The following is a 15899-nucleotide window of genomic DNA, read 5'->3' on the forward strand; positions in this document are numbered from 1 at the left end:
ACTAACTAAAGAGGTATAAATAAAATGCGGCTATCGGCTTGCATCACAACTAGAAATCGCCCTGAGGATTTGGAAAATTGCTTGCGATCGCTGTGGGATTCCCAGATCAAGCCACACTCGGTAATTGTGTCTGATGACTCGCCGAGTATGGAGATGCAGCAGCAAAATCAAAAGATTGTTGAACAATATCCCCAGACAATTTATATTACTGGCCCCCGGATTGGTGTTTGTGCTAACCGCAACAATGCAGTTAATGCCATCCCAGCATCAGCAACAGATTTAGTTGCTTTTATTGATGATGATATTTGCGTTGAACCAGAGTTTATTGGTGGTGCGATCGCTCAATACGCAAAAATGTCACCAGAACAGAGTCAGCACACCATTCTTTCTGGCATTAGCTATAGCCCTGACGGATATGTAATGGCTCCGGGAAAGTTATCTTTTCGCGGATATTTCCGTTCTAGTGATGTTCCCGAAACTATAGCTATTCATGCCTCTATCTTTCCCCGTCAGTTTTTTGAGCAAGAACAGTGGGATGAAAATATATTTTTTGGTTATGAAGATGCAGAACTGTGTTTACGGGCATTGAAGCGAGGTTACAAAATTTTAAATTGCCCAGAATTACGTGTCCTCAATGCTGGAGGAAACGGTAAAAGTTCCTTGATGGAATCGGATATCGGCAAACTAACTAAATACGAAATTTCTATAGAAGCGGCTAGGCTCTACATCGGGATTAAACGTTACAAAGATTTATTCCCTAATGTCATAAAACTCATCGGTTTTTGCTGTGTATACTTCCTGCACATGACTGCATACCTCTGCAAGCGGGGTTCCCTACAAGCCTGGCCGGAAATTATTCGCCGTTCTCATATCCAAAAATTATGGCAGCCGTCCCAGTTGAATTGGGGATGAGGGGAGGCAGAGAGGCAGGGGGGCAGGGAGCAAGGGGGCAGGGGAAGCAGGGGAGGTAGGGGAGCCGACAGGTGTAGGTTTTTATTCGAGTGATGAGTGGTGACTATCGTACTAACGAAAGAATAATAGTTTTATCAATCCCTACACCCCTACACCCCTAAATCCCTAAATCCCTAAATCCTTACACCCCTACACCCCTAAACCTCTAAACCCTTACACCCCTACACCCATCAGGGGGGGAGAAATCTAGTAGTCTGCCAAGAGAACTTTGCAAGGTTAATAGCAGCAAAAAAAATCTCTTTCTCCCCCTGCTCTCTCTGCTTCCCCTGCTCCCCCTGCTTGCCCTAGCCCAGCAATTTTGGGTTGGTGAACTACTAGAGGATATTTATATTGTGAGATTAAGTATCGTTACACATAATGTAATTAAAGGTGATGGTCAAGGACGGGTTAATTATGAAATTGCCCAAGAAGCAATTCGCCGTGGTCATCATGTCATTTTGTTAGCTAGTCAAGTAGCTCCAGAATTACAACAGAATGAGCAAGTTAATTGGGTTGCTATTTCTGTTAAGCAATGGCCTACGGAATTACTCCGTAACTTGATTTTCGCTTTCATCAGTGCCAATTGGTTGCATAAACACCGTTCTCAAGTTGATTTGATCAAAATTAATGGGGCAATTACCCATGCCTCTGGTGATGTGAATGCGGTGCATTTTGTCCATAGTTCTTGGTTGAATTTTTCCTCTAGTAAGGCTCAGTCAAATTCAGCTAAAACTAGACAATCACGCAGGATTTTTTATAATTTTTACCAGTGGTTATACACCGTTTTAAATGCGCGTTGGGAAAAAAAGGCTTTTCGCCGGGCGCGGGTGGTGGTGGCAGTTTCTAGTCGGGTGGCTGAAGATTTGCAAGCCATTGGTGTAGCGCCAGAAAAGATTCGGGTAATTGTCAACGGTGTGGATTTGCAGGAATTTTCACCGGGAAATAATCAGCGTTCACAATGGGGATTACCGGCAGGAGTCCCTTTAGCTCTATTTGCTGGTGATATTAGAATCTCTCGCAAGAACTTGGATACAGTCCTGAAAGCTTTAGTTTATGTGCCAGATTTACACCTAGCAGTTGCGGGAATTACGGAAGGAAGTCCATATCTTCAGTTAGCACAATCCCTGGGATTGGATGAACGAGTACATTTTTTAGGACTGCGGCGTGATGTTCCCGAACTGATGAAAGCCGTAGATTTTTTCGTGTTCCCTTCACGTTATGAGCCTTTCGGCTTGGTGGTGATTGAAGCGATGGCTTCTGGTTTGCCTGTGATTACTGCTAGTTCCACAGGTGCAGCAGATTTGTTAACGCCGGAATCTGGGATAGTTTTAGCGGATTCAGACGATGTAGAAGCTTTGGCGCAAGCATTATCTTTGCTAGCAAGCGATCGCACTTTAAGACAACAAATGGGACAAGTTGCTCGCACCATCGCTGAGCAACACAGTTGGACAAATATGGCACAGCGTTATATAGATTTATTCGAGGAGTTGCACCAGTAATGAAAATTACAGTTATTGTGCCTACTTACCGCCGTACCAAAGACCTAACACGCTGCTTGGAGTCATTAGAAAAGCAATCTCGACCAGCTGATGAGGTATTGGTGGTAGTTCGAGATACTGATGTGGAGACTTGGCAATTTCTGGAAACCATCGCGCCCCATTCTCTACCATTACACACAACAACAGTGCGTGTTCCTGGTGTAGTCGCGGCGATGAATGCAGGACTAGATATAGCTCAAGGAGATATCATCGCCTTTACAGATGATGATGCAGCGCCCCATAGTAATTGGTTAGCACAAATTGAAACCCATTTTCTCGCCCATGAACAAGTTGCCGGTGTTGGTGGACGAGATTGGGTATATCATGGCGATCGCCTAGAAGATGGTACTTGCCCAGTAGTTGGTCAGGTTCATTGGTTTGGCAGAGTGATTGGTAATCACCATATAGGTATCGGAAAAGCCCGCGAGGTGGATGTTCTCAAGGGAGTTAACATGAGCTTTCGGCGATCGGCTGTCCACGGATTACGTTTTGATCAACGGATGCTGGGTACAGGCGCACAGGTTCACTTCGAGGTCGCCTTTTGTCTAGCCTTAAAGCGGGCTGGTTGGAAGCTTATCTATGACCCCCAAATCGGAGTCAACCATTATCCAGCCCAGCGATTTGACGAAGACCAGCGCCAAAGCTTCAATCATCTGGCTGTAACTAATGCCGTCCACAACGAAACATTAGCCTTATTAGAACACCTATCACCAACTCAACAATTAACATTTCTGCTCTGGGCGACCTTGGTGGGTACGAGAGACGCTATGGGTTTGATGCAATTTTTCCGCTTTTTACCGAGCGATCGCCTATTAGCTGGACAGAAGTTATTAGCAGCTTGGCATGGTCGCTGGCGCGGTTGGCGAACCTGGCAAAGTTCAATTCGCTTTGCCCAAATTAAAAATTAAAAATAAAAGAGTTGAGAGTAGGAAGTGAATCATATATTTACAGATAATTCTTCTACCACAGACTTGGGCTTTGGCAAACAACCACTGTTGGGTTGGCTAGCAATATTATCTCTAGTCTTGTTCTCAGCCGTGTGCATTTTCGGTGGTGCAGCTGGCATTCTCCGTACAGCTTATGTAATTATATCCTTCGCTGTCGGTGCTTTCTTATATGTGCGATACCCCGTACTTTACACAGGTTTTGCGTGGTGGATCTGGTTTGTTACACCATTTATAGCTCGTGTAGTTGATTATAAAAGTGGTTGGGACCCCACACGTTTTATGTTGGTGTCGCAATACTTGGTGACACTATTAACATTACATACCTTCCTGAAAGAGCTACCAAAATCGTTGCGCCAAGGTAGTCTACCCTTTGTTCTGGCCTTTCTAGGTGTGTTTTATGGCTTTCTCATAGGCATGATTAAAACAACACCCTTCACGGCGGCGCGGGGGCTTCTAGATTGGTTAACCCCAATCACCTTTGCTTTTTATCTATTCGTTCACTGGCGTGACTATCCCTTGTATCGCCGTACTATTGAGCGTACCTTTACCTGGGGTGTATTGGTGACAGGAATCTATGGAATTGTGCAGTTTCTCAACCCTCCTGAATGGGATTTGTTTTGGTTAACCAGTACAAAATTAACTAGTATGGGTGATCCTGAACCTCTGAAACTGCGTATTTGGAGTACAATGGCATCCCCCGCACCTTATGCAGCCATGATGATGGCTGGCTTGTTGTTATTATTTACCAATAAAAGTTTTATTCGCCTTCCTGCTTCGGCGGCTGGTTATTTGGCTTTTTTGCTGACAACAGTACGCACCTTGTGGGGAGGATGGTTGATAGCTTTTCTAACTTTTTTAACTTCATTAAAAACCCGGTTACAACTACGCCTATTTATCACTATTTTAATTATGGCGTTGTGTGTAATTCCTTTAACACAAATAGAGCAATTTTCTAAACCCATCACCACTCGCTTTGAAACTTTTTCTAATCTTGAGGATGATGATAGTGCTAGGGTCAGACAGAAAATCTATGAAGATGGTCTTAATAGTGCTTTAACTAATGCTTTGGGTAATGGAGTAGGCAACACTTTTATTGTGAATGAAAAAGGCGTATTAGAACCGATTGTCGTTGATAGCGGCATTCTGGATATGTTTTTCACATTGGGTTGGTTTGGCGGTGTATTCTACTTACTGGCATTATTTATGGTGTTTACCCAAGCATTCCAATATTCAGAGTATAGTTTTGACTCTTTCATGGCTGCGGCTAGAGCTATTAGTCTGGGTATGTTATCAACATTATTGGGTAATAGTGGGATGTTGGGGATGCCGGGTATGGTTCTTTGGAGCTTTATCGCTATGGCTATGGCGGGGCATAAATATCACGCACAGCAAAGAATAAGAGACCATTTATAACAATTCAAAATTCAAAATTAAACTCCATCCCTGTCTTACAAAGTTCAGATGCCTGCGGCAACCCCTTCGGGGAACGGCGGAAGCCGCCGCTCCGACCTTGCGCTTTATGGGTGGAGTATTGTGAATTCTGAATTCTGTCTTCTGACTCCTTTTTATAGCGGTGTATTAGCTACTTAAATTATTTTTTTCGTTGTGAATAACCGCATTCCATTTGCAGTCACTAATAAGGAAGTTCCTGTATCAGCTAAAACTGCTACAGCTAACCCCACAAATCCAAAGGTTCCTAACAGTAAAAACAAAGCTTTTGTGACTAGGGAAAATATGACATTCTGCTGAATCACTGATACCGTGCGACGGCTTAAGTCTACTGCATAGGCAAGTCGTCTGAGGTCACTGCCCACGATGACTACATCGGCTGTCTCTAGGGCAATATCTATTCCCCCAACGGCAAAACTGATATCCGCCGCCGCCAGCGCCGGAGTGTCGTTAATCCCATCCCCAACCATACCTACCACCCCTGTTTGACGCAACTGTTGAATTTCTTGGAGTTTATCTTGTGGTAATAGTTCTGCTCTGTATTCTGTAATACCTACTTGTTGGGCAATTTGCTGGGCAACGGGAGTGCGATCGCCACTTAACATCACTAACCTGTTTAATCCCATGCGCTTCAACTGTCGTAAGGCTTCTGTGGCTTCTAAGCGGATACCATCTGAGAGGGCGATCGCTCCTAATAATTCTTGTTTCGTCCCTACCAGTACGGGAATTTGCCCCTGTTGTTCGATTTTTGTCAGCAGAGACTCGGCTTCACCAGATAAGGGAATATCTTGCTCGGAAAACAGCCGACGATTACCAACTAAGTATAATATTTTACCTAGATTTGCTTGAATCCCTTTACCTGGTAAGGCGGTGAATTTAATCGGTATTGCCAATTCCATACCCAATTCATCAGCCTTGGTGACAATCGCCTTGGCTAGTGGATGTTCAGAGTGTTGTTCTAGGGAAGCGGCAATTTGTAACACCATGTTTGCATTCGCCGCCCCAAAATTATAAATCTGCTGTACAACAGGTAACCCTTGAGTAATCGTACCTGTCTTATCAAAAGCCAGGGTAGTCAAACGTCCGGCTGTCTCTAGTGCATTACCGCCCTTAAATAACACACCTTGACGAGTTGCTGCACCGATGGCGCTGACGATGGAAACTGGGGTAGAAATCACTAAGGCACAGGGACAAGCAATTACAAGCATGACCAGCGCTCGATAAAACCAAACGTCCCCAGGTTGAGCAAAGGCTAAGGGGGGAATTACAGCAATGGCGATCGCCATGAAAATGACAATGGGTGTGTATCTTTCTGCAAACCGATCTACCCACTGCTGAGAAGGTGCGCGGCTTTCTTGGGCTTGTTCTACTAAATGGATAATTTTAGCCACAGTGGTATCATTAGCCGTGTGGGTAACCTTGACTTCCAAAAAGCCCGACTGATTCACCGTTCCCGCAAAGACGGTATCACCTTTTTGTTTATCTTCGGGGATGGACTCGCCTGTAATTGATGATTGGTCAATGGTACTTGCACCAGAAACAACTACGCCATCCAAGGCTATACGCCCTCCGGGGCGAATTGTCAAAATTTCTCCAACTTGCACACTTTCCACGGGAACTGTAACTTCCTGATTCCCCCGCCTAACGGTAGCTGTAGGTGGTGTCAAATCCATCAAGGCGCTGATGGCGTGGCGGGTGCGACCAAAGGTAAAAATTTGCAGTGTCGTCCCAAAGGAGAACAAAAACAAGACTAAGGCGGCTTCAAACCAGTCTCCCAAAATTACTGCGCCAATCACAGAAATCGTCATCAGCAGATTCATATCGGCGCGACGCAAGCGCAACTCAAATAAACCAGCCTTGGCAATGGGATAACCGGCAATGACTATACCAACACTATAAAAAGCCCGTGCTATCCAAATGGGTAATCCTAAATATTGTGCCAGTAAGCCCAACCCTAACCCTATACCTGTCAAAATCACACTCTGTCCCCGGCGGTTAGTCAGCCAGAATTTCCAGTTTGTGGAATCAGTACCACAATTCATACCAGGGATTTTAGCCTCAGCTACCTGCACAAGCTGATGGTCATGGGCTAGGGAATGATGATGATTGTGATGATCATGGTCATGGTCACAGGTATGAGTTTTCTGCTCTGACTCTACCTGAGAACTCTGTTCTACTGTATAACCTAAAGCTTGAATGCGATCGCAGATCGTCTTCTGACTCAAATGCTCTTGGTTGTAAGACACCCTGACTTTACCAGTGGCAAAACTCACTGATGCTTCCGTGACACCGCTTAATTGTTGCAAACCAACTTCAATGGTCTTGGCACAACTACCACAGTCCATACCACTCACTTGCAGAATCTCGGTTTTCAATTCAGGAGTTTGAGTCATAGCCGTTTGACGCAAAGTTTACATGGTTAATGATCACTATCTTAATACAACATCTGAACAACTATTCAATTGTGCAATACTTTATTTTTAGTTAAGATTGAAAGTGATAACCATTATTTAAAAACAATTTTATGAACAAGGCGCAAGATAAAAAAGATTTGGCACTGCTGGAAAACACCCACCCACCAAAGTGTGAAACTCATTTAGTACATCTAGATAATGTGCGGTCAATTCAAGCTCAAATTTTGGCTCCAGACAAAGCGCAACAAATGGCAGAAGTCTTTGGAGTGCTGGCAGATCCCAATCGTCTGCGGTTAATATCAGCCTTATTCGCCCAAGAGTTGTGTGTTTGCGATTTAGCAGCATTGACAAAAATGACAGAATCAGCAGTTTCTCATCAACTGCGATTATTAAAAGCCATGCGTTTAGTTAGTTATCGTCGAGAAGGCAAAAATGTTTATTACAGCTTGGCTGACAATCACATTGTTAATTTATATTGCTCTTTATCGCAACATTTAGATGAATAATTGTCTTAGTCCATGTGGCTACGGCTATATTTATCAAATTCAGCCGTAAGCCATTTTCAGGCTTTAATTTAGGTAAAAATACTTCTTAATAATTTTACTCCCCAGGCGAGAAAGCTAAGTTTATCCGGAAAATTCATCTAATTGTAGAATAACCTCATTGTAAAGGGCATTATCAAAACTAAGGGTTGTAAAAGTTCACTTGATATTTGATGGTGAATCGCATAACCTAAACGTTTAGTCATACTATTTCTGGGAGTTTATGAACAGAAAACTCGTACTCAGCTTGTTTGCCAGTTCTTCAATTTTTACATCTTTGGTATCTACACTAGGGATAATCAACCCTGCCCATGCTAGCTTGACCCAGAGATTAATACACACTGATGATGGTCGTACTTGTATTACTAATCCTCACGGTATGAAGGATTTTGTGTGTATTCGAGATTCAGAAAGAGATCCCAAGGCTGCTCCTGCACCTAAATCGATGATAGTTTCATCGAAGCCATCTGATGAAACAGTTGCAGAACTGAATTTTACTGATGAAGAAAGCGAAGCCGCAATTAGAATCTTTTCCTGTGACTGTCCATTCTGTATTAATTCTTTGCGGCAATTACGTGGTACTGGCAACTTGGTGTACTAAATTTTAAAAGTACTAGTTGTTATTTTTGTCATAGTCAAAACCCTATTCTTGTAACCAAATACACTCAAGTTTTCCTATCTTCGCTTCACAGGAAATAATTAGGTCATTTGTCGAGCCATCAATTGAGCAAAAATTCCCTCAGCATTTGCTAACTCTGAAAAAGTGCCTTGTTGTACTAACCGACCTGCTTGTAATACATAGATGCGGTGAGCATTGCGAATTGTACTTAGTCGGTGAGCGATCGCAATTCTGGTAACTTGTAATTTATCTAGACTTTCACTAACTATTGCTTGGGTTCTGTTGTCAAGAGCGCTGGTAGCTTCATCAAATAGCAAAATCCGGGGTTTTAAGGCTAGGGCGCGAGCAATTAGTAATCGCTGTCTTTGTCCTCCAGAAATATTACCACCACCTTCGCTGACTACGGTGTGCATTTGCATAGGCATAGCTTTAATATCATCAGCAAAACCAGACATCCGCGCTGCTTCCCACGCTTCATCTAGGGTAATTTGAGCGCCACCAGCAATATTTTCAAAAATAGAGGCTGAACTTAGTTGACCATTTTGTAATACAACACCTAATTGCCGTCTGACTGCATCCACATCTAAGCCAGAGAGGTCTTGACCATCGTAGTAGATACTTCCGGCTTGGGGCGTTTCAAACCCCAGCAGTAATCGCAATATGGTTGATTTACCGCTTCCAGAACTGCCTACTAAAGCAATATATTCTCCCGGTTCCGCAGAGATAGATATATCATCTAGGGTGAGTAGTCCATCATGACGATACCGAAATGTCATATGGTCTACAGTAATTTTACCAGTCAATTTACCTGGGTCGGCTTTAGTGATGTTCACTTCTGGTACGGTTGCCAAAATTGGCTGTGTGCGTTGCCACTGGGGAATAATCTGTAAAATTTGTGTAACAGTATTGCTGAGGTTTGTGGTTCCTCTGGTAAAGTTGCTAAAGGCTGTGTTGAAAGCGAGAAAAGTACCCAGAGAAAAAACGACACCACCGGAAGTCTGATCTTCTTCTAATAGCTGGATGGTGAACCAGAAGAGGACTCCAGAGGTAATTATGGGGATGACTGTATTGAAAAGCACAACAAAATCTTCTACCAGTTGAGTGCTTAATTCCAGCTTAATCTGCCGAGCGTAGTTTTTACTCCAAGCGGCAAAAGCGCGTTCTTCAGCTCCAGCAATACGCAGTTTAGAAATACCGTTGATTAGCTGTACTGTTTGCCCGAAAATACTGCCCCGCACTTCCAACAAGGGGCGTACTTTTGATAATAGGAGCATACCAGAAATGGTTGTGAAGGCGATCGCTACTACGGCACTAGCAACGGCAATCAGGGCTAATCTATAGTTGTAATAAAATAATTGTCCTAAATAAAATAACGCAAATATACTGGTAATAAAATCAACTAAAGTTTTACCACTAAGTTGACGACGAATAGCACTGACAGAGGAAATGCGTGAGAGTAAGTCCCCTGTGGTGTATTGGCGAAAGAAAGAAACTGGTAAATTTAGTAACCTGTCCCAGACACCAGCCTGAGTAGAAGCATCGCCAGAGGTTTCCATTCGCAGCAAGGCAAAACCTTGAGCCAGTTGAAATATACCCGTACCTAAAGCTGCAACTAGTAAACCTAAACCAATTTGTAATAATAAAGAGCGATCGCTATCAGGGATGGCATTATCTATAATTATTGAAGTGGCATAGGGTGTAATCATCCCCAAAAGGGTAATGAAAATACCAGTTAAGACAATTTGTAGTAAATCCTGTCCATGTCCTTGCAGCGTAAACCGAATTATATCTATAGCTTGCAGTACCTTATCCGGTAAAGAGCGATAAAACATATAAGCCATAGGAGCAAGTGTAGCGGCTACACGTTCATCTACCCCCACTCGGCTATGGTTCACTGGGTCAAACATTTCATAACGATTTCCAGCAACAGGTAACAGCGCCACTGGTTGATTCTCTTTGGTGTAAGCTACTAAAGCACCAGCATCTTTAAGCCACCAATTATCCCGCAACAACACCCGCCGCATACGGATACGTGAAGCCCGAACGATGGCTTCCAACGGCTCCTTCACTCGCTGGAGATTTTCCGAACTCAATGGAGGGCGGATTTTTATCCCCATAGCCCTACCTACCGCACCAGCAGCCATCAATAAAGGAGTACCTTCTAGGAAAAAGTTCCCGTCTTGAGAATTGAGGGTGGATGATAGTTCCCCTAAAGCCTCTGCTGTCACTCGACGATTTAGGCGTTGACGTTCTTGTAACCTTGTCAGTTCTGCTTGTGCTTCTTGCTCATCCAATAAAGCGACACAAGACAAGATTTGAGTATGTAATTGTGATAAACCAGCCAGCAGTATATCGGGATTTTCGTATTCGCTAGAGCTATGAGTTGTCAGTTGCACTCCCCCGACTGCTGTTAACCAAATTTTGTCATTCAGGGGGAAGGTTGTAGCCGTAGTTAACCTCAATTCCTCACACCCCAGAAAACACACATTCCCTTCCTGAAGTTCCACCCAACAGCTGACACCTGTTGCTGGTTGGAAAGTCTGACCATTATTTAGGGAAAATCGCCCTTGTCCCGCAGCTTTTACCTGAATTTTGGGAGTGGGAATCTGAGATAATACACTACCAAGCTGCATTAACCAATTTTCTATCCAAGCGTTAGCTGTCGCGCCTAACTCCCGAAAACATTCTGGATGTAACAGCAGTAACTCAACTTCTCCAATAGGAACCGCGAGCATTTGGCTTTGCTGATGAACCGTGCCAAAAAGTGCCTCCCCTTGGCTAATACTACATAAATAACGACGAGTTCCATCAATCACACCATCTTTCACTGTGACTGCAAACAACGCCACAGAACCAGACTGAACCACCCAAACCCCCGATGAGTCATTGAGTAAAATTGGTTCATTGCCATTAATTATGTAAATTTGCCCCTGTAGTTTCATATTAGTCAATAGTCAGTAGTCGGTGGTCAGTAGTCAGTAGTCAATAGTCAGTAGTCAGTAGTTTTCTTCTCTCCCTGCTCCCCCTGCTTCCCCGAAGTTCGCCCGGAGGGAAACCCTCCTTGCGACTTCTCTTCCTGCCTCCCCTGCCCCCTACTCCCCTACCTCTTACCCTTCCGTCCGAATCAAACGCGAATATGCACCCTCAACTTGCCAAAGTTCTTGGTGTGTACCTTGCTGTACAACTTTCCCCCGTTCCAGAACAATGATTTGGTCGCAGTCGCGGATAGTGCTTAATCTATGCGCCACGATAATACAGGTACATCCCCGACGGCGGAGATTTTGGTCAATGATTTTTTCTGTTTCTGCATCTAAGGCGCTGGTGGCTTCATCCATGACCAGAATAGACGGGTTATTTACCAAAGCACGGGCAATTTCTAGGCGTTGTCGTTGACCACCACTGAGATTAGCAGCACCTTCGATGAGTTCGGCATCATAACCTCCAGACATTGAGAAAATTACATCAGCGATCGCGGCATCTTGGCAAGCCCGCATCAGGTTTTTATCTGGTACAGTAGTATCCCACAGGGTTAAATTGTCTCTCACCGTACCACCAAACAGTAAAATTTCCTGCTCCACCATCGCCACAGAGTTAGTCAGCAGCTGTGAAGAAATTTCCTCTCTTGGTTGACTATCAAAGCAGATTTCCCCAGTCCAAGGTTGATACAGTCCGCTTACAAGTTTGGCAATGGTAGACTTACCAGAACCACTACCCCCCACCAACGCCACACGCTGTCCTGGCTTAATTGACAGATTAAAGTTTTCTATTAAAGGTGCTTCCAAGCGGCTATAGCCAAAACTGATATTTTTTAACTCCACATACCCCTGTAACTTAGGAAGCGCATATATTAATGGAGATGATATTTCCCCCCCTACACACCCCTGCACCCCTATACCCTCCTCCCCCACCGGGTTATCTAACACATCATCAAGACGAATCAAATTCCCCTCTAATTCCTGAAGAGTCGTACCAAAGTTGACAAGATTGTTGACGGGTTGCTGAAAACCAGACATTAAGCCTTGAAAGGCGATGAGCATACCGATACTCAGATGTCCATCCATCACTCGGAAACCGCCGACTACCAAGAGCAACATAGCAGAGAGAGCCGAGAGAACTGTGGGTAAGACAGAGAATGTCTGGTTAGTAATTCCTAGTTCCTGTTGGGAATTGAGGGCTTTGGTGTAGTAGCCAGACCAGCGAGAAAAGAAATCAGACTCTAACCCTGAGGCTTTGAGTGTTTCTATACTTTGCAACGCAGCAATCGAAACTCCCGCCGCCTTCCCATACTCTTGGATTAATCGTTGATTAGCGTCTACCCGTTGCCGAGAAATCCATCGTAAGGTTAAGACATTTATGGCGGCAAAGCTAACTACCAGTAAGGTCAGTACCCAGTCATACTGCACCATTACCAAGGCATAAAAAAGCACCATCAATGTATCAATGATGGTTGTTGCTAATTGTCCCGCCAGAACATCGGCTACTTGGTCATTTAGGTTAGTGCGGTTACTGATTTCCCCAGCGAATCTTTGGGCATAAAAGCTCACAGGTAAGCGGAGAATATGCCAGAGGAAACGGCTGGACATACCCACAGCCAGTCTAATTTTGAGTCGGCGTAGGTAGTGTAGTCGTAGCAATGTGAGTGATCCTTGCAGTATGGCAGCGATCGCCATCGCCACAAGCAGAGGACGTAGCCATAACTGCCGCCCCTGCACCAAAATATCATCGACAAATATTTGACTAAATACGGGAATTACCAACCCAATAATTGTTAAGAAAAATCCCGCTACGATGCAGTAAACTAAAGCACTCTCAGCCCCCTGTAGCCGTGACCACAAAGATGCAATCATGCTGGGTTTGCGACCACCTTTTTGGAACTCTGCGCCTGGTTCCATCACCAGTACTATTCCGGTATACCCCTCGTCAAATTCCTGTAATGATACATGACGCGGCCCCGTAGCGGGGTCATTGAGATAAACCTGATGTTTGTCAAATCCCTCTACCACAACAAAATGGTTAAAGTTCCAAAAGACGATATAAGGAGGGTATAACTTTTGTACTTGCTTGAGTTCTTTTTTAAAGCCTTTAGCCTCTAGACCATAAGTTCTGGCAGCTTTCACCATATTGGATGCCTTGCTACCATCGCGGGAAACTCCGCAGTCTCGCCGCAGTTGTGGCAATGGTACAATTCGACCGTAGTAACCAAGAATAATTCCCAAAGCAGCCGCACCACATTCTACCGCTTCCATTTGTAGAAGCGTAGGCGTTTTTACTCGCAGCCTTCTAGATAGTAGTATTTTTTTTACATACTGCCAAGGATTAAACAGTGTTACTACGGTAGATTTAGTAGATACCACTGGTAGACCTCAAGATTGGTAAAACAAAGGTGATGGGAGCGCGTTCTTCTACCTTGACCCTCACAATGGTAGTAGTTCCAGAAGAAATATTCAGGTGCGGCCCTGTGGAAGAAGACCACTTATAGCCGCTTGGTGTATTGGCATCTAGTTCTAAGTGAGAGAATACTTGTATTAATCCTTGCTGTTGAGATACTAAACCTTCCAGCACCTCAGAATTACCTACTTCATTAGCAGCCGCTTCCTTGGTAATCGGGAAGCGAGAAATGCTGGTGACATTACCCACAATCCCCCCAAAGCGTTCCCGCTTCACCGTTTGGGGAGTAATTTGGATAGACATCCCCGGCTGAATTTTCTTCCCCTCCGCCACAGGAAAGTAGGTGACACCAACCAACTTACTCTGGGGATTTTCCGCCTCTATGGTAGCTAACCGTGTACCTGCGTTAACAACTTGCCCTGGTGTCAAGGTAATTTCTAAAATGCGTCCGCTATGTTGACTAATAATCTGGCTATTATCGCCTAGTTGTAGTTCCAGAGCGCCAATCTCTCGCTTGACTTCTTGAATTTCTTTATTTCTCGCCGTGACATTTTCTAAATCTTGTTGAGCCACGGAAGCTTGTTGAGTATCTAATTGTTTCAACTGTGATTGCAAGTCAGCCACAAGGGTCAGATTTTCCCGATAATCTTTTTCTTGTTGAGTTTCTTTGACATCTAGTTCTTTTAATTGCGCTTGAATATCAGCGATTTTTTCTAAGTTTTGCAGATATTCCTGTTCTGCTTTGAGGGCTTCATCCCCGGAAATCGCCCCTTCTTTTTGAAATAATTCTTGGCGAATTTTCATCCTCCGTAAAAACACAGAAGTCAGAGCTTGAGCTTGCTGGAGACGTTGCTGTAAGCCTTGACGTTGCTGACCAACAGAGGTGTTACCTTTGGTTTTGAGTAAAGGCGTGATTGCTTGTAATTCTAGTATACGCTGCCGGAGATACTGACGCTGTTGTTGCTGCGATCGCTCCTCTTGTTCCAACCTCCGGCCTTGCAACGAACCAACAGCTTTATCTTGTGACTCCAGTTGTGTTAGTTTCCCTCGCTGTTGTTGCAGTCGCTTACGCAGTTCAGCTTGGTCAATTGTCGCTAACACCTGCCCTTTTTTAATCACATCCCCCACTTTCACATTCAGCGCCATGATTTGCCCAGCACTTTTGGATTGTAGCGGTACAACATTGCTAGGGTAAATCAATACACCCCGACCCTCAACGGTGATGGGAATGCTACCATAAATACCCCAAATAAAAGCAACTCCCACAATAGAACCCAACGCCACAAGAGGTAGCCAGCTTTTAGGACTGACTACCTGCATCAGTTGGTCTAATCTTTCAGGAGAAGATAGACGCTCTAGGGATTCTTTACGGAATATAATGCGCTTTTGATCTAACATTTAGAATGCCTTAAAAGTTGTTTGCACTCATAAATTTTTATATATTCCATGACTTTAGTTGCGTTGAGTCAGTTGAGCAAGGATTCACTTTTTATTTTTAACTTAAAAGCATCTAATATTTATTAACAATGCACGATTTTTCTATAAAACTAACAATTTTTTAGTTTTATAGAAACCTGAAAAACGTGAGTGTTAGCTAAAAAAAGTGCATTGTAGCTAAAAAAACAACAGTAATATACTTTGTGCTGTTAGCTTTACTTGAGAGTTTTAAGCATGACTCCGGAAATTAAACAAGCAATATCTGAGGCTCTTGCTAAACGTTCAGAATTTGAGCGCGGCCTAATTATCAAAGCATGGGAAGATGAAGCTTTTAGACAAGAGTTGCTTACTAATCCCAAGGCTGTTTATGCTCGTGAGAGTGGACACGAAGTTCCTGATAGTTTTGACATTGAAATCATTGAGGAAACGCCAGGTAGCATTAAACTTATTCTTCCCAAGAATCCTGCTCCTGTGACCCTTGAAGGTGAATTGACTGAAGAATCTTTGGAAGCGATCGCCGGTGGTATTTTCGTTAGCGTTTTTGTCAGTGTCTTTTTGGCGGTTCCTAATCAAGAGATTGCCTGATTTCAGTAACTTTTAATGTCTAATACTTG

At 43.9% G+C, this 15899-nt stretch carries 11 protein-coding genes; 7 read left to right on the plus strand and 4 right to left on the minus strand.

Annotated elements, in window-relative coordinates:
* The first annotated feature begins 24 nt into the window (after positions 1-24).
* From GSQ19_RS10865 to GSQ19_RS10880, 4 genes are all read left to right on the plus strand, one after another.
* A complete protein-coding gene (locus GSQ19_RS10865; RefSeq protein WP_011317968.1) occupies positions 25-912 on the plus strand; it encodes a glycosyltransferase family 2 protein in 888 nt (295 codons plus the stop codon).
* 392 nt (positions 913-1304) lie between these two features.
* Complete coding sequence (locus tag GSQ19_RS10870; RefSeq protein WP_011317969.1) at positions 1305-2450, plus strand: glycosyltransferase family 4 protein; 1146 nt, start codon at positions 1305-1307, stop codon at positions 2448-2450.
* Positions 2450-3397 (plus strand): glycosyltransferase family 2 protein, encoded by a 948-nt coding sequence (locus GSQ19_RS10875; protein WP_011317970.1) that lies wholly within the window; start codon positions 2450-2452, stop codon positions 3395-3397. Before GSQ19_RS10870 ends, GSQ19_RS10875 begins: the two co-directional genes overlap by 1 nt.
* A 24-nt stretch (positions 3398-3421) precedes the next feature.
* A complete protein-coding gene (locus tag GSQ19_RS10880; protein WP_011317971.1) occupies positions 3422-4849 on the plus strand; it encodes an O-antigen ligase family protein in 1428 nt (475 codons plus the stop codon).
* Between the two features lie 173 nt (positions 4850-5022).
* Here GSQ19_RS10880 and GSQ19_RS10885 read toward each other — a convergent pair whose 3' ends face one another.
* On the minus strand, positions 5023-7278 hold the full coding sequence (locus GSQ19_RS10885) for a heavy metal translocating P-type ATPase (RefSeq protein ID WP_011317972.1): 2256 nt from the start codon (positions 7276-7278) through the stop codon (positions 5023-5025).
* 131 nt (positions 7279-7409) lie between these two features.
* Here GSQ19_RS10885 and GSQ19_RS10890 point away from each other — a divergent pair, with 131 nt between their 5' ends.
* Together GSQ19_RS10890 and GSQ19_RS10895 are read left to right on the plus strand one after the other, a co-directional pair.
* Complete coding sequence (locus GSQ19_RS10890) at positions 7410-7805, plus strand: ArsR/SmtB family transcription factor (RefSeq protein WP_011317973.1); 396 nt, start codon at positions 7410-7412, stop codon at positions 7803-7805.
* 259 nt (positions 7806-8064) lie between these two features.
* Positions 8065-8442, plus strand: a complete 378-nt coding sequence (locus tag GSQ19_RS10895) for a hypothetical protein (RefSeq protein ID WP_011317974.1) — start codon at positions 8065-8067, stop codon at positions 8440-8442.
* 98 nt (positions 8443-8540) lie between these two features.
* On the opposite strand, the gene GSQ19_RS10900 is transcribed toward GSQ19_RS10895, so the two are convergent.
* From GSQ19_RS10900 to GSQ19_RS10910, 3 genes are all read right to left on the minus strand, one after another.
* A complete protein-coding gene (locus GSQ19_RS10900) occupies positions 8541-11402 on the minus strand; it encodes an NHLP bacteriocin export ABC transporter permease/ATPase subunit (RefSeq protein ID WP_011317975.1) in 2862 nt (953 codons plus the stop codon).
* Between the two features lie 165 nt (positions 11403-11567).
* Positions 11568-13814 (minus strand): NHLP family bacteriocin export ABC transporter peptidase/permease/ATPase subunit, encoded by a 2247-nt coding sequence (locus GSQ19_RS10905; RefSeq protein ID WP_011317976.1) that lies wholly within the window; start codon positions 13812-13814, stop codon positions 11568-11570.
* Positions 13801-15246, minus strand: a complete 1446-nt coding sequence (locus tag GSQ19_RS10910; protein ID WP_011317977.1) for an NHLP bacteriocin system secretion protein — start codon at positions 15244-15246, stop codon at positions 13801-13803. Before GSQ19_RS10910 ends, GSQ19_RS10905 begins: the two co-directional genes overlap by 14 nt.
* A 273-nt stretch (positions 15247-15519) precedes the next feature.
* Between GSQ19_RS10910 and GSQ19_RS10915 the strand changes: the two genes are divergently transcribed.
* Positions 15520-15870: an NHLP leader peptide family RiPP precursor gene (locus tag GSQ19_RS10915; protein ID WP_011317978.1), complete on the plus strand. Its 351-nt coding sequence runs from the start codon at positions 15520-15522 to the stop codon at positions 15868-15870.
* Positions 15871-15899: the final 29 nt, after the last annotated feature.

The organism is Trichormus variabilis 0441 (genome assembly GCF_009856605.1).
Taxonomy (GTDB): Bacteria; Cyanobacteriota; Cyanobacteriia; order Cyanobacteriales; family Nostocaceae; genus Trichormus; species Trichormus variabilis.

Bases quoted from the DNA above. Each gene is read 5' to 3' on its own strand.
- GSQ19_RS10865 (WP_011317968.1), top strand. From the start codon at position 25: ATGCGGCTATCGGCTTGCATCACAACTAGAAATCGCCCTGAGGATTTG.
- GSQ19_RS10875 (WP_011317970.1), top strand. From the start codon at position 2,450: ATGAAAATTACAGTTATTGTGCCTACTTACCGCCGTACCAAAGACCTA.
- GSQ19_RS10885 (WP_011317972.1), bottom strand. From the start codon at position 7,278: ATGACTCAAACTCCTGAATTGAAAACCGAGATTCTGCAAGTGAGTGGT.
- GSQ19_RS10890 (WP_011317973.1), top strand. From the start codon at position 7,410: ATGAACAAGGCGCAAGATAAAAAAGATTTGGCACTGCTGGAAAACACC.
- GSQ19_RS10895 (WP_011317974.1), top strand. From the start codon at position 8,065: ATGAACAGAAAACTCGTACTCAGCTTGTTTGCCAGTTCTTCAATTTTT.
- GSQ19_RS10900 (WP_011317975.1), bottom strand. From the start codon at position 11,402: ATGAAACTACAGGGGCAAATTTACATAATTAATGGCAATGAACCAATT.
- GSQ19_RS10910 (WP_011317977.1), bottom strand. From the start codon at position 15,246: ATGTTAGATCAAAAGCGCATTATATTCCGTAAAGAATCCCTAGAGCGT.
- GSQ19_RS10915 (WP_011317978.1), top strand. From the start codon at position 15,520: ATGACTCCGGAAATTAAACAAGCAATATCTGAGGCTCTTGCTAAACGT.